The following is a 14377-nucleotide window of genomic DNA, read 5'->3' on the forward strand; positions in this document are numbered from 1 at the left end:
ACCTCACCGCAGCAGCGCGGCGAACCCGCCCGCACGGGCCAGCCCCTCCAGCTCGTCGAGCGCCGCCACGGCCGCCGCCGCGGCCACGGGATCCGAGCCGGCCAGCCCGCTCGCCGCGAACTCGTCCTCGTCCAGCCGCCGTACGTCCCTGCCGTCGGCGGACAGCCACAGGTCCAAGTCGAGGTCCTCCACGACGAGTTCGGCGCCGGAGCGGGTCGCGGGGCGGGTGATGTCGCAGTACCAGCCCTTCAACCTCCCGCCACCGTCCCGGACTTCCTTCACCGCGTACCAGCGGTCCCGCCAGTAGTACTCGGTGAACACGTCACCGCGCTCGAAGCGCACGAAGCCGAAGTCGCGGACGCCGTCACCCGCCCACGGGGCCCGGACGGCGAGGCGGGTGCCGTCATCGAAGAGCAGCTCCGCCGCATAACGGATCTTCGTACGGCCCGCCTTGACGAGGACGACGTCCAACTGGCGAGCGGAATCAGGCGAGTTCACGGACATACCGCACCTCCGTAGCGCAGGTCTCATAGCCGAACCACTTGTTGATCGCGAGCATCGGCCCGTTCCCGGCGTCGTTGCCGGTGAACGCCTCCGTGAATCCGGCGGCGCGGGCGCGGTGCAGGGAGTCGTTCTTGGCGAGCTTGGCCAGACCCCGGCCGCGGTGCGCGCGGGCGGTGCCGGTCATGACGGTGCCGTAGCGGAAGCCGCCGTCCGTGCGGGCCGCGCTGAAGGCCGCCGGGCGTCCGTCGACGAGGGCGACGGACGTCAACTCCGGGCTGAAGAGGGGGTTTCGCCAGTTCTCGTCCAGCCAGACCTCGTAGTCGGTGAACTCGGTGTCGATGTCGCTGGGTTCGTCCAGCATCGCCTCCGCGTCCAGCTCGAACAGCGGGTGCGGGTCGTCGGCGAAGTCCGAGCCCGGGCGGATCTCGACGCCCGGTGGGAGGTCCTGGAGCGGAGGCAGGGTGCCATGTGCCAGGTCAAGCCGCAGGAAGTGCGCGGAGCGGCTCGCCGTGTAGCCGAACCGCTCGGCGAAGGCGCGGTTGTCCGGCGCGTCCAGGACCCAGGCGTAGAGCCGGACCGCGCCCTCGGCGGCCAGGTGCTCCTCGGCGGCGCGGACCAGGAGCGTGCCCGCGCCCCGGCGCGTCCGCCCCGGGTGCACATACACGTTGACGAAGCCCTGGCCCGGTTCCGGGCTGTCGTAGGCGATGCCCACCTGCGCCGTGCCGATGATCTCGCCGTCCTCCTCCGCGACCAGCCTGCGCAGCCGGGCCTCCGAGTGCGCGTGGGCGATGTCGAAGGCGACGGACTCCGGGGTGAACAGCATGTAGGGGAGCGCGAGGCGGCGGACCCGGACGAAGCCGTCCAGGTCGGCTCGGACGCGGGGGTCGAGGTCGCGCGCGATCACGGTCATGGACTCGCACGCTACGGCGGAGCCGCGCCGTAGTGCCTCTCATTTTCCGGTGGGTGCGGGACAATCGGGCCGTGACCTTGAAGATCCACATCGATGACAGTGCCGCGCCCTACGAGCAGATCCGCGCCCAGATCTCGGAGCAGGCCCGGTCCGGAGCGCTGCCGGTCGGCCACCGGCTGCCCACGGTACGGGGACTGGCGGAGTCGCTCGGCCTCGCCGCGAACACCGTCGCCAAGGCGTACCGGGCGCTGGAGACGGACGGCGTGATCGAGACGCGGGGCCGCAACGGAACGCTGATCGCTGCCGCGGGCTCGGCGGCGGAGCGGGAGGCGGCGCTCGCTGCGCAGGCTTATGCGGAGCGGGTACGACGGCTCGGCCTCACGGAGTCCGACGCGCTGGCCGCCGTAGGGGATGCCCTGCGGGCGGCTTACGGGGCGGGTTGAGGGGAGTTCGGCACCGCCGTGGTGCGCCGTCGTGGCTGAGCGCCGCTGCGGCGGAGACAAATGACGGCCGGACGGAGGCGTTGAGCTGTCTACAGATACAACCCCGCGTCCGCCCCCTCTCGTTGGTCCGGTACCGAGGTCGGCTGGGTGCCCCGGCGCAGGGCGTACAGCTCCGCCAGGGTCGCGCCCTCGCGGCCGATGCCCTCCTCCGTGCCGAGCCAGCCGATCGCCTCGCGGCGGGTGAGTGCGCCGACCTCGATGCGGGCGAGGCAGCGGCCGGGGCGGACGACGGCGGGGTGCAGACGCTCCAGGTCCTCGTTCGTCGTCACGCCCACCAGGACGTTGCGGCCCTGGCCGAGCAGGCCGTCCGTGAGGTTCAGGAGGCGGGAGAGTGCCTGGCCCGCCGTGTGCTTGGCCTCGCCGCGGATCAGCTCGTCGCAGTCCTCCAGGAGGAGGAGCCGCCAACGCCCCTTGCCCGTCGTGTCGTCCTCGCCGATCGCGATGTCCATCAGATAGCCGACGTCGGAGAAGAGGCGCTCCGGGTCCAGGACGCAGTCCACCTGGCACCAGTCCCGCCAGGAACGCGCCAGCGTGCGCAGCGCCGAGGTCTTGCCGGTGCCCGGCGGGCCGTGCAGCAACAGCAGTCGGCCCGCGATGTCCTCCGGGGTCGTCTTCATCAGGGTGTCCATCGCGTTGGCCACGGGACCCGTGTAGTTGGGGCGCACCTCGTCCCACGTACCCGCCGAGATCTGCCGGGTCGTGCGGTGCGGGCCGCGCCTGGGGGAGACGTACCAGAACCCCATCGTCACGTTCTCCGGCTGCGGTTCGGGCTCGTCCGCCGCGCCGTCGGTCGCCTGGCCGAGGACCTTCTCGGCGAGTTCCTCGCTGGTCGCGGTGACCGTGACGTCGGCGCCCCGGTTCCAGCGGGAGATCAGCAGGGTCCAGCCGTCGCCCTCCGCGAGCGTCGCGCTGCGGTCGTCGTCGCGGGCGGCGCGCAGCACGCGGGCGCCCGGCGGGAGCAGGGTCGCCCCGGACCGTACGCGGTCGATGTTCGCCGCGTGCGAGTACGGCTGCTCGCCCGTCGCGAAGCGGCCGAGGAACAGCGCGTCGACGACATCGGACGGGGAGTCGGAGTCGTCGACGTTGAGCCGGATCGGCAGAGCGTCGTGTGGGTTAGCGGACATGGGGCCATGATCCGGCACGCGGACGCCGTGTGCACCCGCTTTCCACAGTGCGCCCCCGAGTGTCGCCTGCGCCCGGTCCATCCGATGTGTCCGCTCCGTGTCCGCCGCGTATCCCTTCGGTCCTGTTACAAGCCTGTGCATGTGGAGGCCTGCCCCGCCATGGGGCACCGACGTTACTGTTGCCCTTGATGGGACGTCATGGGTGGAATTCGGGGGCACGACGGTGGCGCCTCACCGCGCTGCTCGGCGTGGGTGTGGCCGCACTGGCTCTGATCGTGACCCTGATCAACACGCTTCCCGGCGGCGGAAGCACCGCGGGCACCTCGCGCGACGGCGACAAGGTGCACGGTACCCCGGCGAGCCCGCCCGACGAGGACCGCCCGGAGGTCGGCTGGGGCTTCACCCACACCCAGTACAGCGCCGACGAGGGCAGCGACACCGCGACCGAACGCGTCGAGGGGCTGCTCGCGAAGTCCCAACTCCCGCAGGACCAGGCCATCATGGGCTGGGGCGCCGACAACCCCGAGCCGGTTAAGGGGCGTTACGACTTCGGGGCCCTCGACCGCCGGATCGACTTCGTCCGCAAGTCGGGCGGCACCCCGGTGATCACGCTGTGCTGCTCGCCCGACTGGATGAAGGGCGGCAAGTCCGGTGTCGACAACACCGATTGGAGCCAGGCCTCGTTGGAGACGGCTCCGCAGCCGAACCACTACGCGGACTTCGCCGCGCTCGCCGCGACCGTCGCCAAGCGGTACCCGGACGTCACCCACTTCATCGTGTGGAACGAGTTCAAGGGCTTCTGGAACAACGCCAAGCAGCGCTGGGACTACGAGGGTTACACCCAGCTCTACAACCTGGTCTACAAGGCGCTGAAGAAGGTCAACCCGAAGATCATGGTCGGCGGTCCCTATCTGGTGATGGACAGTGTCGACCCGCGCGACCCGAACGCCTCCAGTACCTTCGAGGGCAGTTGGGGCGCGATGGACCAGCGGATCATCGACGCCTTCGACTACTGGAACAAGAACAAGGCCGGCGCCGACTTCGTGGTCGTGGACGGCTCCAGCTACACCAACGACGACGAGCTGCTGCCCGACGAGTTCGGGGCCACCGACAAACTCACCGCCGTCAGCGAGTGGGTACGACAGCAGACGCACGACCTGCCCCTGTGGTGGGCCGAGTACTACGTCGAGCCCGCCGACGGCAACGACGACCGCAAGGGCTGGTCCGAGACCCGTCGCGTCGCCGTCCAGGCCGCCGGCATGATCGCCATGGCCAAGGGCGGCGCCACCTCCGGCTTCTACTGGAACCCGGAGACCGAGAAGGGCGCGAACTGCGCGGGCTGCCTGTGGACGCCGACCGACAGCTCCGACGGCGGGAAGCAACTGCCGATGTACGACCTGGTCTCCCGCTTCGACGCGGCCTTCGGGCCCGGTACGAGGTTCACGACCGTGTCGGTCGCCGCGGACGACGTGCCCAATGTGAAGGTCCTCGCCACCGACAAGGCGGTGCTGGTCGTGAACACCCTGGACCGGCAGATCAGCGCGAAGGTCGACGGTCAGGACTTCGACCTGGCGGCCTATGGGGTCAAGTGGCTGACGCGATAGGCCACTTGACCCCGTAGGAACCCGCTACTTCATCGTCAGGAACCGCTGCACCAACGAGGCCAGCAGCACCGCCAGCAGGGGCAGCGAGAACCAGAAACTGCTCTGCAGCCACCGCAGTTGACGCACACTCGGCCGCACCGCGACCCGGACGATCTCGCGGGCCGTCAGCATCAGGATCAGCGCGAGGGCGGCGAGCGCGCCCACCACCGACCACGGCGTCCAGGTGATCTGCGGTCCGATCGGCCCGGGATCGGGCTTGGGGACCGCGCCGGCCGGCTGCTTGCGCAGCGCGTACATCGTCACGTCCTCGTTGACGAGGACCTTCTTCAACTCCTGCCGGTTGTCCAGGTTCTGGATGAGCCGGGACTCCCAGGTCGCCGAGTAGCCCGCGTCCAGCTGGAGCGAGACGACCTGGCTCTTGTTGAGCATCAGATACGAGTTCGGGCCCGCGTCCTTGAGCGCCTTGACCAGACCGGACACCAGCACCGGGTCCGAAGGGGCCAGCGTGGGAACGTAGTTGACCCGTTCCATGTCCTTCGCGCCCCACGGCATCGCCGGAGTCACGTCGTTGACCGTGTCGTTGCTCAGCCACAGCAGCCGTACGGTCGGCTTGTCGTGGGCGTACACGTAGTTCATGGCGGCGACCTCGCCGGGCCGTACCCGCTCGAAGCCCTCGTTGCCCCAGCGGGCCACCAGGAAGCCGCCCATGAGCACCAGGCCCGCCAGCAGCGCGGCCAGCGGGGCGAGGCTCATCCGGTCCTTCTCGCGCTCCTCGGCGGTGGCGCCGGTGCGCGGGAAGAGGGCGAGACCCGCGAGCAGGGCCGCGCCCGGAACGGCGAACATGAAGACCCGCAGCGCCATTTCGCCGCCGTAGGACTGCATGCCGAAGCCCAGGAACGGGACGAAGGTGAGGACGAGGAGGGAGCGTTCGCGGTACTTGTGGTCGCGGCGGCGCCACCAGCCCCAGCAGGCGAAGGCCATGACGCCGCCGGCCAGCAGGACGCGGGTGTAGAGGACCAGCTTGTGGGTCGAACTGCCGCCCTGGATACGGCCGGAGACGGAGGTCGAGACATTGCTGCCGACGCCGCCGACCCCGCCGAAGAGGTCGTTGAAGTGTCCGGACCAGTACGGCTCGGCCAGGAAGCCGATCCACACCGCGACCAGCACCGCGAACAGGATGGGCAGACCGCGCAGTTCGGAGCGGCCGATCAGGACGAGGACCGTGAGCACGCCCAGCATCACGAACGGGGTGAGCTGGTGGGCCGGGACGCTCGCCGCGAACAGACCGATCAACACCAGGAGCAGGACGGCCTGTTGGCGCCGGTCGGTCGGTTCGACCTCCGCCTCGCCGGGGCGGATCCTCGTCCACAGGACCCCGGGCGCCCGGAACCAGACCAGGAGGATCGCCACGAAGGCCAGATAGAGCAGGAAGGTGAAGCCCTGCGGGGAGAAGTAGTCCTGCCCGACCCAGCCGCTGAGCACGAAGATCCAGACGCCGGTCCACTTCGCCCGCCAGCTGGCGCGCAGGGAACGGACGAGGAGGAACATCGGTGCCAGATAGGCGAGTTGGATGGCCGTGGGCCACCAGCGGATGACCTCGGACCAGTCGGTGATCCCGCACGCCTTGCCGATGAACGCCGCCGCCGCGAAGAAGCCCGGCCAGCTCCAGCGGGCGTCCAGGTCGGGTACGGCGGACCCGGTGCGGTCGATGTAGTCGATGAACCCGAGGTGCTGCCAGGCCGTCGGGAAGCGCGGCTCGGGCTCGATCACCGCGGGCAGCGCGTGCAGTGAGACCACGGTCGCCAGCAGTGTGATCAGCAGCAGCACCTTGTGCTCGCGGCCCAGCCACAGCAGCGAAGCGAACACCGTGACCAGCAGCGCGGCCCCGACCAGGGTGGGCAGCGGCAGCACCGAGATCAGGCCGAGCCCGCCCATGCGGTCGAGGTCGGACTCGCCGAGCCGCAGCGCGGGCACCCAGTACAGGAGCAGCGCGGCGACCAGCAGACAGCCGAGGACGAGGCCGGGACGGGTGGGCACCAGGCGCTCGCGCAGCGACAACGGCCGTGCGGGCGGCGGCACTTCGGCCTCCCGGGACTCCGTCTCCCGGGCCTCCGCCGCTACCAGCGCCGCCTCCGGTACGACCACCCGGTCGGAGCCGTTGGCGGGTTCGAACGGCGCGTCCACCTCGGGCTCCGCGACCGGGCTCACCGAGGACTCCGAGCCGGGCTCCCGCTCTTCCACGGGCAGTCCCACGACCTCGGACCGCTTGATGCCGAGCGCCCAGGTCGGCCGCTGCTCGCCGGACACGATGGGCGTGCCGGCGGGCGGGGTGCCGGGACCCGGGCGTACGTCGGGCCGCCGTTCCAGGTGGTCGAAGTCGACGTGGATGCCGAGCGCGAGGGTGTCGGAGTCGAGCGCCCAGGCCGGGCCGCGGCGGCGGGTGGTGGCCGGGACCTCGCGGGCTCCCAGGTCGGCGAGGTCGCCGTCCGGTGCCGCGTCCTCGGGGAGTTCCACGGGCGCGGCCCTGAGCGTCCGGAAGAGTTTGGGCGCGGCGATCGTCACGATCACCGCGAGGCTGGAGATCTCGGCGACACCCGCGCCGGTCAGGCCCATGCGGGGGAGCAGCAGCAGCGTCAGACCTAGTACCAGGACGCACAACAGGCCCTGCAGCCAGGCGAGTCCACTGGTCCGGCTCTGGGCGCGCAGCACCGCGAAGTACGTCTCCATGACGACCCGCAGCAGCGCGCCCACCGCGAACCAGCGCAGCAGCGGGGTCGCCGCGTCCGCGTAGCCCGCGCCGAACACGCCCAGGATCCAGGGGGCGCCGATGAACAGCAGCCCGCAGATCGGCAGCATGATCCGGGCCATCCGCTTGAGCGCGGCCCGGGTGTTGGCGGCGATGCGCGCCGGATCGTGCGAACCCTCGACGGTCAGCGAGGCGCCCATGTTGATGGCGAGCAGGTTGACCGTGCCGCCTATCGTCGTGGTGATGTAGAAGTACGCGTTGTCCTCGGAGCTGACCTGCGAGGCGATGATCACCGGCACGAGATAGACCACGGCGAGGGAGAACAGCGAGCCGGTGTAGTCCCCGGCGAGGAACCGCCCGATCTCCCGCAGTGTCGGCTGTTTCGCGTGGTCCTCGGTCGCCTTGATGTGCCGGGGCACCAGCCGCCGGAACACCAGCCAGCCGAGCGGCACCGCGGAGAACGCGATCGCGGCGACCCACGACACGAAGACACCGCTCGTGGCGAACACCGACGCCAGCCCGACGAGCAGCGCCAACTTGACCGCCGAGAACACGGTGTTGCCCACCGGCACCCAGGGCGCGCTGCGCAGTCCGGTCAGCACCCCGTCCTGGAGCGTGAGCAGGTTCCAGGCGACGACGGCGACGACGAAGCCGAGCGCGTTGACCGGCCCGTGCAGGAAGCGGTACGAGGGTCCCCAGTCGTTCAGGGTCAGCAGGAAGACCCCGGCGCCCAGCGCGACGACCATCGAACTGCCCGCGTACGTACGGAAGATGAGGCGTCCGGTGGCGCGGCCGGCGACCGGGATGAAGCGGGCCAGGGCGCCCGTCAGCGTCACCGCGGTGAGTCCGGCGAGCAGCTTCATCGCGGCGATCGCCGCCGAACCCTGTCCGACGGCGGAGGCCGAGTAGTAGTGGGCCGCGATCAGCCAGTAGCCGAGGCCGAGCACCGCGGAGATCCCGGTGTTGAGCATCAGGGCGTAGGCGTTGCGGAACAGCGGGCTGCCGCCGGGGGACTTGCGCCTCCCCGGCAGGCGCAGACGGCGCCCCGACTGCTGGGGCGCCTCGGTCTCGGGCACGGTGTCCTGGGTGGTGGTCGTCGTGTCAGACACGGGAACGGCTGGCCTTCCGGCGGACCTGTCGGGCTCTGCGGACCATGGCGTACCCCTGGGTGAGGGCCCGGTCCCTGGCGAAGTTGCGGGCGATCGCACGGCCCTCGACGAGCCGCTCGAACTCCTCGACTCCCGTACTGCGGCGCACAGTCACCCGTCGCAGTGCGTACGGTCCCTGCCGGCGGCGGGCGAGGTCGTTGCCGACGGCGAGCGCCTGCGTGAACCCGGTCTCCCGCACCGCGACCCGCACCCGGCGGCTGGAGTAGCCGTATGGATAGGCGAACGAGACGGGCACCGTGCCGAGTTCGTCGGCGACGATCTCCAAGCAGCGGACCAGCTCCGCGCGCAGGGTCTCGTCCCGAAGCTGGTCGAGCTGCGGGTGGGTGTGGCTGTGGCCGCCGATCTCGACGTCGGCGTCCGCGAGTTGGCGGATCTGGTCCCAGTCGAGCATGGTGTCGAGGCCGCCCCCGGTGTCGTACGCGCCCCGGATCCAGCCGGTGGAGACGAACAGGGTGGAAGCGAAGCCGTGTTGCGCGAGTACGGGCAGCGCGTGCCGGTGCACGCCCTCGTAGCCGTCGTCGAAGGTGATCAGTACCGGGCGCTCCGGCAGCGGCTTGCCCGAACGCCAACTGGCCGCCAGATCGGCGGTGTTGATCGGCGTGAAGTGCAGATCGCCGAGCAGGGCCATCTGTTCGGCGAACGCCTCCGGCGCGACGGACAGGGCGCGGGTGGCGTCGTTCGGGGCGGCGGCGACGGAGTGGTACATGAGAATCGGCACCGGTGTGTCACTCATGCGTGTCCCCCCGCTCGATCCCGGCCACCTCGAACGTGGCCCCGCCCCGCCGTGCCCGCACGCTCCCGACGACATACCCGCCCGCCGCCGTGAACACCCCGGCGACGATCGCGCCCGCCCGGCCCGCGCCGCCCGGCCGGGCGAACACGAAGTCCCGCAGGCCGCGCGCCACCCCGGCCGGCAGCACCCGGGTCGTGTAGCGGCGCTCCGACTCAAGTCCCTTGTCGGCGCCGACACTTCGGGCCACCAGCGCCTTGGACAGACCCTCGGCGTACGTCCGCGTACGGAAGTACCCGAAGTGCTCGCGCGCCTCGGGCACCCGGTGGTGGATCACCGCCCGGTCGTCGATCAGCAGCACCGCGTCCGGTCTGGCCCGCGTGAGCCGGATGCACAACTCCGTCTCCTCGCAGCCCAGCGGACGCTTGTCGCCGTCCCGCCCGATGCCGGTCGCGAAACCCCCCGCCGCGTCGAAGGCCGTACGACGGAACGAGGCGTTGCCACCGAGGACGTTGCGCACCCGGACCCGGCCCGGCGGCAGGCCCTTGTACGTGCAGCCCACCACCCAGTCGAACTCCTCGGGGAACCAGGCCGGCCGCCGCCCCGACGCCCAGATCGGCATCGTACGGCCGCCCACGGCCATCACCTTCGGGTCGGTGTACGCCTCGGCGAAGTGCCGCAGCCACTCCCGCTCGGCCACGGCGTCGTCGTCGAGGAAGGCGACGACCTCGCCGAGCGACACGGAGATGCCGGTGTTGCGGCCGGCGGACAGACCGCGCGGGCCCGCGTTCGCCAGCACACGGACCTCGCCGCTCTCCTTCAAGTCCTTGTACTCCCTGGTGAGTCGGTCCAGGAGAGCCGGGTTGTGGTCGACGACCAGCAACGTTTCCAGCGCGGGCCGCGACTGCGCCCGCACCGAGGAGACCGCCGCGAGGATGTCCTCCCAGCGGTCCTCGGTGTAGACGCAGATCACGACAGAGATGTCGGGACCGCTCAAGACACCTCTCCCCGGACCGAGTCGATCACCCTCGCGTGCGAACGGCTGCGCAGCGCACGCCGGTTGGAGCGCTCCTTGAGGATCACCTTGAGCACCCTGATCCCGTCCCGCACGGCGCGCAGATTGCTCGTGCCGTGGATGCGGAGGTACTCGTGGCTGGGGATCTCCTGCACCTTGAGGCCGGCCTTGACCACTCGGATGTTGATCAGGGTCTCGATCTCGAAGCCGGTGCAGTCGAGGTCGATCTTGTCGAGGCAGTGCCGCCAGAACGCGTTGTATCCGTAGCAGAGATCGGTGTAGCGGGCGCCGAACTTGCGGTTGACGATCGTGCACAGCGCCCAGTTGCCGAGCTTGCGGATGAACGTCATGTCGTCCGTGCCGCCGCCGTTGGCGAAGCGGGAACCCTTGGCGAAGTCGGCGCCCGAGACAAGGGCGGAGACATAGCTGACGATCTCGTGTCCGTCGGCCGAACCGTCCGCGTCGACCATCACGATGATGTCGCCGCTGCAGGCCTCGAACCCGGTGATCAGGGCATCCCCCTTGCCCTTTCCCTGCTGTTCGACGACCTTCACCCCGGGCCACAGTTCGCGGGCCACTTCCACGGTGCTGTCGGTGGAATTGCCGTCCACAAGAACCACTTCGTGTATCCACGCGGGCAGTGTCTTGAAGACGTAAGGGAGATTCTCCGCCTCATTCATGGCGGGAATCACCACACTCACCGGCGGTGTAATCGCCAGGTGAGAGGAGATCGGCCGGTATTTGGCCGACATTAACGGATCTTGGCCCGATGTCGCTGGGCGCAGAACGGAACTCATGAGTCTGGTCCCTCTCGTCCGGCGGACCGCCCGCCCCTGGGCGGCCCGGCTCTGTGCTCCGGTTCGAAAGGGGGGTTCTCACGGGCGACACGGATCAATGGATCTCCGTGCACGCGTGGTGAGCTGGCAAAGCTGGTCGACCCCCGAAAAACAAACATGAAAGCCGGCCGCGCGGACGACTCGGTCACCAGTACGGTCACCGAGCACGGCACCCCCCTACCGCGCCCCGCGCCGGTTCATCGCGGTCCTTGAGCCCTCCCCTGGAGCCGCTCGATGATGGACCAGTGCGGGTGAGATTACGACGGTATTGATGATTGAACCCGTATGGCAAGGCCTGAAACGGGGCCTCACGTTTTTGTTGGTTTGACCGTTACACTCCTTTGTCAGTCGTTGTACGGCGGCGCATATGCCGCACGAATACCGATAGTGCTGTCAGGCCACTGATCACCGCGACCGCGACGATTCCCCCGTCGATCGACCACCGGTGCACCGCCAGCATTCCCTGGGCGACCAGCATGTCGACGACCGCCGCGCCCGCGACCGACGCGAGAACGCGGCCGTAGGGATCAAGTCCGCGCAACGCCGCCGCAATTGCCGAGGCCGGCGCGGAGAAAAGGAAGAACAGCGCGAACGGTCCGCGCAACGGTGATCCGGAGTCGGTGAGCGCGAGCACCGCGCCGACCGCACCGATGGTCACGGCCGCACCGGCGAAAAGCGCCGACAGGTCCCTCCCCGGTCCTGGTCGCGCCCGCTCGGTGTCGGCGGTGGATGTTCTCTTGATACCTAAGGTCTGCATTGGCGACTTTGCCCCCCAGCGCGCCGGATGCCGGGTTTCAATGTGGCGCAGCCCGACGGGGCACGTCAAGGTGCGGAAGGTGCTTGCGCCGGTTCTCGCGCATCTCCGCATCAATGTTCCCCGGAGGCGCCTGCTGCCTCCGGGGAACATTGATGCGGCTGGGGCGGACGGGCCTTACGGCACGATCTTCAGCAGCTTGTTCGGCGAACCGGTGCCCGCGCTGGTCACGACGTTCGACGTGGCGCCGTTCACCAGGGCCGTGGCGACCTGGGCCGGAGTGGACGAGGTATGGCCCGCGAGATAGACGGCGGCGGCGCCCGCCACGTGCGGGGTGGCCATCGAGGTGCCCGACAGGGTCGCGGTGGCGGTGTCACTCGTGTTGTAGCCCGCCAGGATCGAGGAGCCGGGCGCGAAGATGTCCAGCACCGAACCGTAGTTGGAGTAACTGGCCTTGGCGTCCGTGCTGGTGGTGGCGCCGACCGTGATCGCGGTGGCGACCCGGGCGGGGGAGTACGACGACGCGTTGGCCGCGCTGTTGCCCGCCGCGATGGCGTAAGTCACGCCGCTGGAGATGGAGTTGGCGACCGCGGTGTCGAGCGTGGCCGAAGCGCCGCCGCCGAGCGACATGTTGGCGACCGCCGGGGTGGTGTGGTTCGCGGTCACCCAGTCGATGCCCGCGATCACACCGGCCGTCGTACCCGAGCCGCTGTTGTCGAGCACCCGGACCGCCACGATGTTCGCCTTCTTGGCGACGCCGTACGTCGAGCCCGCGATGGTCGTGGCCACATGGGTGCCGTGGCCGTTGCCGTCGGAGGCGGTGGTGTCGCCGTCGACCGCGTCGTGGCCGTAGGAGGCACGGCCGCTGATCTGGGTGTGGGTGATCCGGACGCCGGTGTCGATGACGTACACGTTCACCCCGCTGCCCGCGCTGTCCGGGTAGGTGTACGTCCCCGAGAGCGGCAGCGCGGCCTGGTCGATGCGGTCCAGGCCCCAGGGCGCGCTGGACTGGGTGGTGTCGGTCAGGTGGACGCGCTGGTTCTGCTCCACCGCGGCGACGGCCGGGTCGGCGGCGAGTCTCGCGGCCTCGGTCGCGGAGAGGCTGGCCGTGTAGCCGTTCAGCACGGTGCCGAACGTCTTCGTGACCGTGCCGCCGTACTCCTTGATGAGTCCCTTGCCCGCGGTCGAGGAGGCCTTGAGGCCGGCGCTCTTCTTGAGGGTGACGATGTAGCTGCCGTCGACGGCTGTGGGGGAGCCGGCGGCCAGGACCGTGCCCGTGGCCGGGGCGGCCTGGGCGGGAAGTGCGGTGAGCCCGCCGACGAGAGCGGCGGTGGCGGCGCCGGTCATCGCGGCGAGCCGGAGCTTGTTGCTACGCAGGAGTGCCATTACGAGGGAGTCCTCCTCCAGGCGGCGCGCGCCCGGGTCCGGCGCGCGACTGTGGGGGTGCGCGCGCTGTCGCGCGCACAACCCTGGAGCGTTGCGTTCCGCACCAAGGCTGAGTAAAGCGTGGGTCATGTACCGGTGTGGTTCAAGGGAGTTGACGGCCTGTCACACAGCTGTCATGAACACGCAATCAATGACCCTGTCGGCCTCTCCTTTGGCATGGACACTTCCCGGCGATGCGCCTGGTTGGTACGACAGTTGTGGCAGAGATCCTGCTAAGGGAGGTTCCATGAGACGTTCCCGATTTACGGCATACGTGACCTCGCTCCTCCTCGCCGCCGGACTCGCCCTCACCGGGGCGATGACGGCGCAGGCGTCCCAACTCGCCGCAACCGGCGGCTATGTGGCCCTCGGCGACTCCTACTCCTCGGGCGTCGGCGCGGGCAGCTACATCAGTTCCAGCGGCTCCTGCGACCGCAGCACCAAGGCCTACCCCTACCTCTGGGCAGCCGCCCACTCACCCTCGACGTTCGACTTCACCGCTTGCTCCGGCGCCCGAACGGGTGATGTTCTGGCGAGTCAACTCGGCCCGCTCACCTCGGCCACGTCCCTCGTCTCGATCTCCGTCGGCGGCAACGACGCGGGCTTCGCCGACGTCATGACGACCTGCGTCCTGCAGTCCGACAGCTCCTGCCTGACCCGGATCGCCACCGCGAAGGCGTACGTCGACTCGACGCTCCCCGCCCAACTCGACAAGGTCTACTCGGCGATCAGCGCCAAAGCCCCCGCCGCGCACGTGGTCGTGCTCGGCTACCCGCGCTTCTACAAGCTCGGCACCACCTGCCTCGGCCTCTCCGCGGCCAAGCGCAGCGCCATCAACGGCGCGGCCGACTACCTCGACAGCGCCCTCGCCAAGCGCGCCGCCGACCACGGCTTCACCTTCGGCGACGTCCGCACCCCGTTCACCGGCCACGAGATCTGCTCCGGCAGCTCCTGGCTGCACAGCCTCAACCTGCTGAGCATCACCGAGTCGTACCACCCGACCGCGGCCGGCCAGTCCGGCGGCTACCTGCCGGCCCTGACCGGCGCGGTCTGAGGC

At 70.0% G+C, this 14377-nt stretch carries 12 protein-coding genes; 3 read left to right on the plus strand and 9 right to left on the minus strand.

All coding sequences use genetic code 11. From position 1 onward, the window contains the following. Nucleotides 1–3 precede the first annotated feature (3 nt). Nucleotides 4–504, minus strand: a complete 501-nt coding sequence (locus ACIBJH_RS29640; protein WP_399119932.1) for a DUF402 domain-containing protein — start codon at nt 502–504, stop codon at nt 4–6. Then, nucleotides 485–1414, minus strand: coding sequence for a GNAT family N-acetyltransferase (locus tag ACIBJH_RS29645; RefSeq protein ID WP_399119933.1), 930 nt, complete (start codon nt 1412–1414; stop codon nt 485–487). Before ACIBJH_RS29645 ends, ACIBJH_RS29640 begins: the two co-directional genes overlap by 20 nt. 71 nt (nt 1415–1485) lie before the next feature. On the opposite strand from ACIBJH_RS29645, the gene ACIBJH_RS29650 reads away from it, so the two are divergent. Further along, entirely contained in the window at nt 1486–1857 is a 372-nt protein-coding gene (locus ACIBJH_RS29650) for a GntR family transcriptional regulator (protein ID WP_399119934.1), read from the plus strand. 89 nt (nt 1858–1946) lie between these two features. Here the strand turns inward: ACIBJH_RS29650 and ACIBJH_RS29655 are convergent, their stop codons facing one another. Further along, nucleotides 1947–3041, minus strand: coding sequence for a DUF5925 domain-containing protein (locus ACIBJH_RS29655; RefSeq protein ID WP_399119935.1), 1095 nt, complete (start codon nt 3039–3041; stop codon nt 1947–1949). A gap of 188 nt (nt 3042–3229) precedes the next feature. Between ACIBJH_RS29655 and ACIBJH_RS29660 the strand changes: the two genes are divergently transcribed. Continuing rightward, complete coding sequence (locus tag ACIBJH_RS29660; RefSeq protein ID WP_399119936.1) at nt 3230–4645, plus strand: xylan 1,4-beta-xylosidase; 1416 nt, start codon at nt 3230–3232, stop codon at nt 4643–4645. A 24-nt stretch (nt 4646–4669) separates the two neighbouring features. Here the strand turns inward: ACIBJH_RS29660 and ACIBJH_RS29665 are convergent, their stop codons facing one another. From ACIBJH_RS29665 to ACIBJH_RS29690, 6 genes are all read right to left on the minus strand, one after another. Continuing rightward, complete coding sequence (locus tag ACIBJH_RS29665; protein ID WP_399119937.1) at nt 4670–8500, minus strand: lipopolysaccharide biosynthesis protein; 3831 nt, start codon at nt 8498–8500, stop codon at nt 4670–4672. Continuing rightward, nucleotides 8493–9293 carry a polysaccharide deacetylase family protein gene (locus ACIBJH_RS29670; RefSeq protein WP_399119938.1) on the minus strand — a complete coding sequence of 267 codons (801 nt, stop codon included), beginning with the start codon at nt 9291–9293 and terminating at the stop codon, nt 8493–8495. The genes ACIBJH_RS29665 and ACIBJH_RS29670 overlap by 8 nt, the downstream gene beginning before the upstream one ends. Continuing rightward, nucleotides 9286–10287, minus strand: a complete 1002-nt coding sequence (locus tag ACIBJH_RS29675) for a glycosyltransferase family 2 protein (protein WP_399119939.1) — start codon at nt 10285–10287, stop codon at nt 9286–9288. Before ACIBJH_RS29675 ends, ACIBJH_RS29670 begins: the two co-directional genes overlap by 8 nt. Further along, on the minus strand, nt 10284–11102 hold the full coding sequence (locus ACIBJH_RS29680; RefSeq protein WP_399119940.1) for a glycosyltransferase family 2 protein: 819 nt from the start codon (nt 11100–11102) through the stop codon (nt 10284–10286). The genes ACIBJH_RS29675 and ACIBJH_RS29680 overlap by 4 nt, the downstream gene beginning before the upstream one ends. A 370-nt stretch (nt 11103–11472) precedes the next feature. Then, nucleotides 11473–11799, minus strand: a complete 327-nt coding sequence (locus tag ACIBJH_RS29685) for a hypothetical protein (protein WP_399119941.1) — start codon at nt 11797–11799, stop codon at nt 11473–11475. Between the two features lie 273 nt (nt 11800–12072). Then, a complete protein-coding gene (locus ACIBJH_RS29690; protein WP_399119942.1) occupies nt 12073–13281 on the minus strand; it encodes a S8 family peptidase in 1209 nt (402 codons plus the stop codon). A gap of 286 nt (nt 13282–13567) precedes the next feature. On the opposite strand from ACIBJH_RS29690, the gene ACIBJH_RS29695 reads away from it, so the two are divergent. Further along, entirely contained in the window at nt 13568–14374 is an 807-nt protein-coding gene (locus ACIBJH_RS29695) for an SGNH/GDSL hydrolase family protein (RefSeq protein ID WP_399119943.1), read from the plus strand. The last annotated feature ends 3 nt before the right edge of the window (nt 14375–14377 follow it).

It is taken from the genome of Streptomyces sp. NPDC050548 (genome assembly GCF_044457385.1).
In the GTDB taxonomy this organism is placed as follows: Bacteria; Actinomycetota; Actinomycetes; order Streptomycetales; family Streptomycetaceae; genus Streptomyces.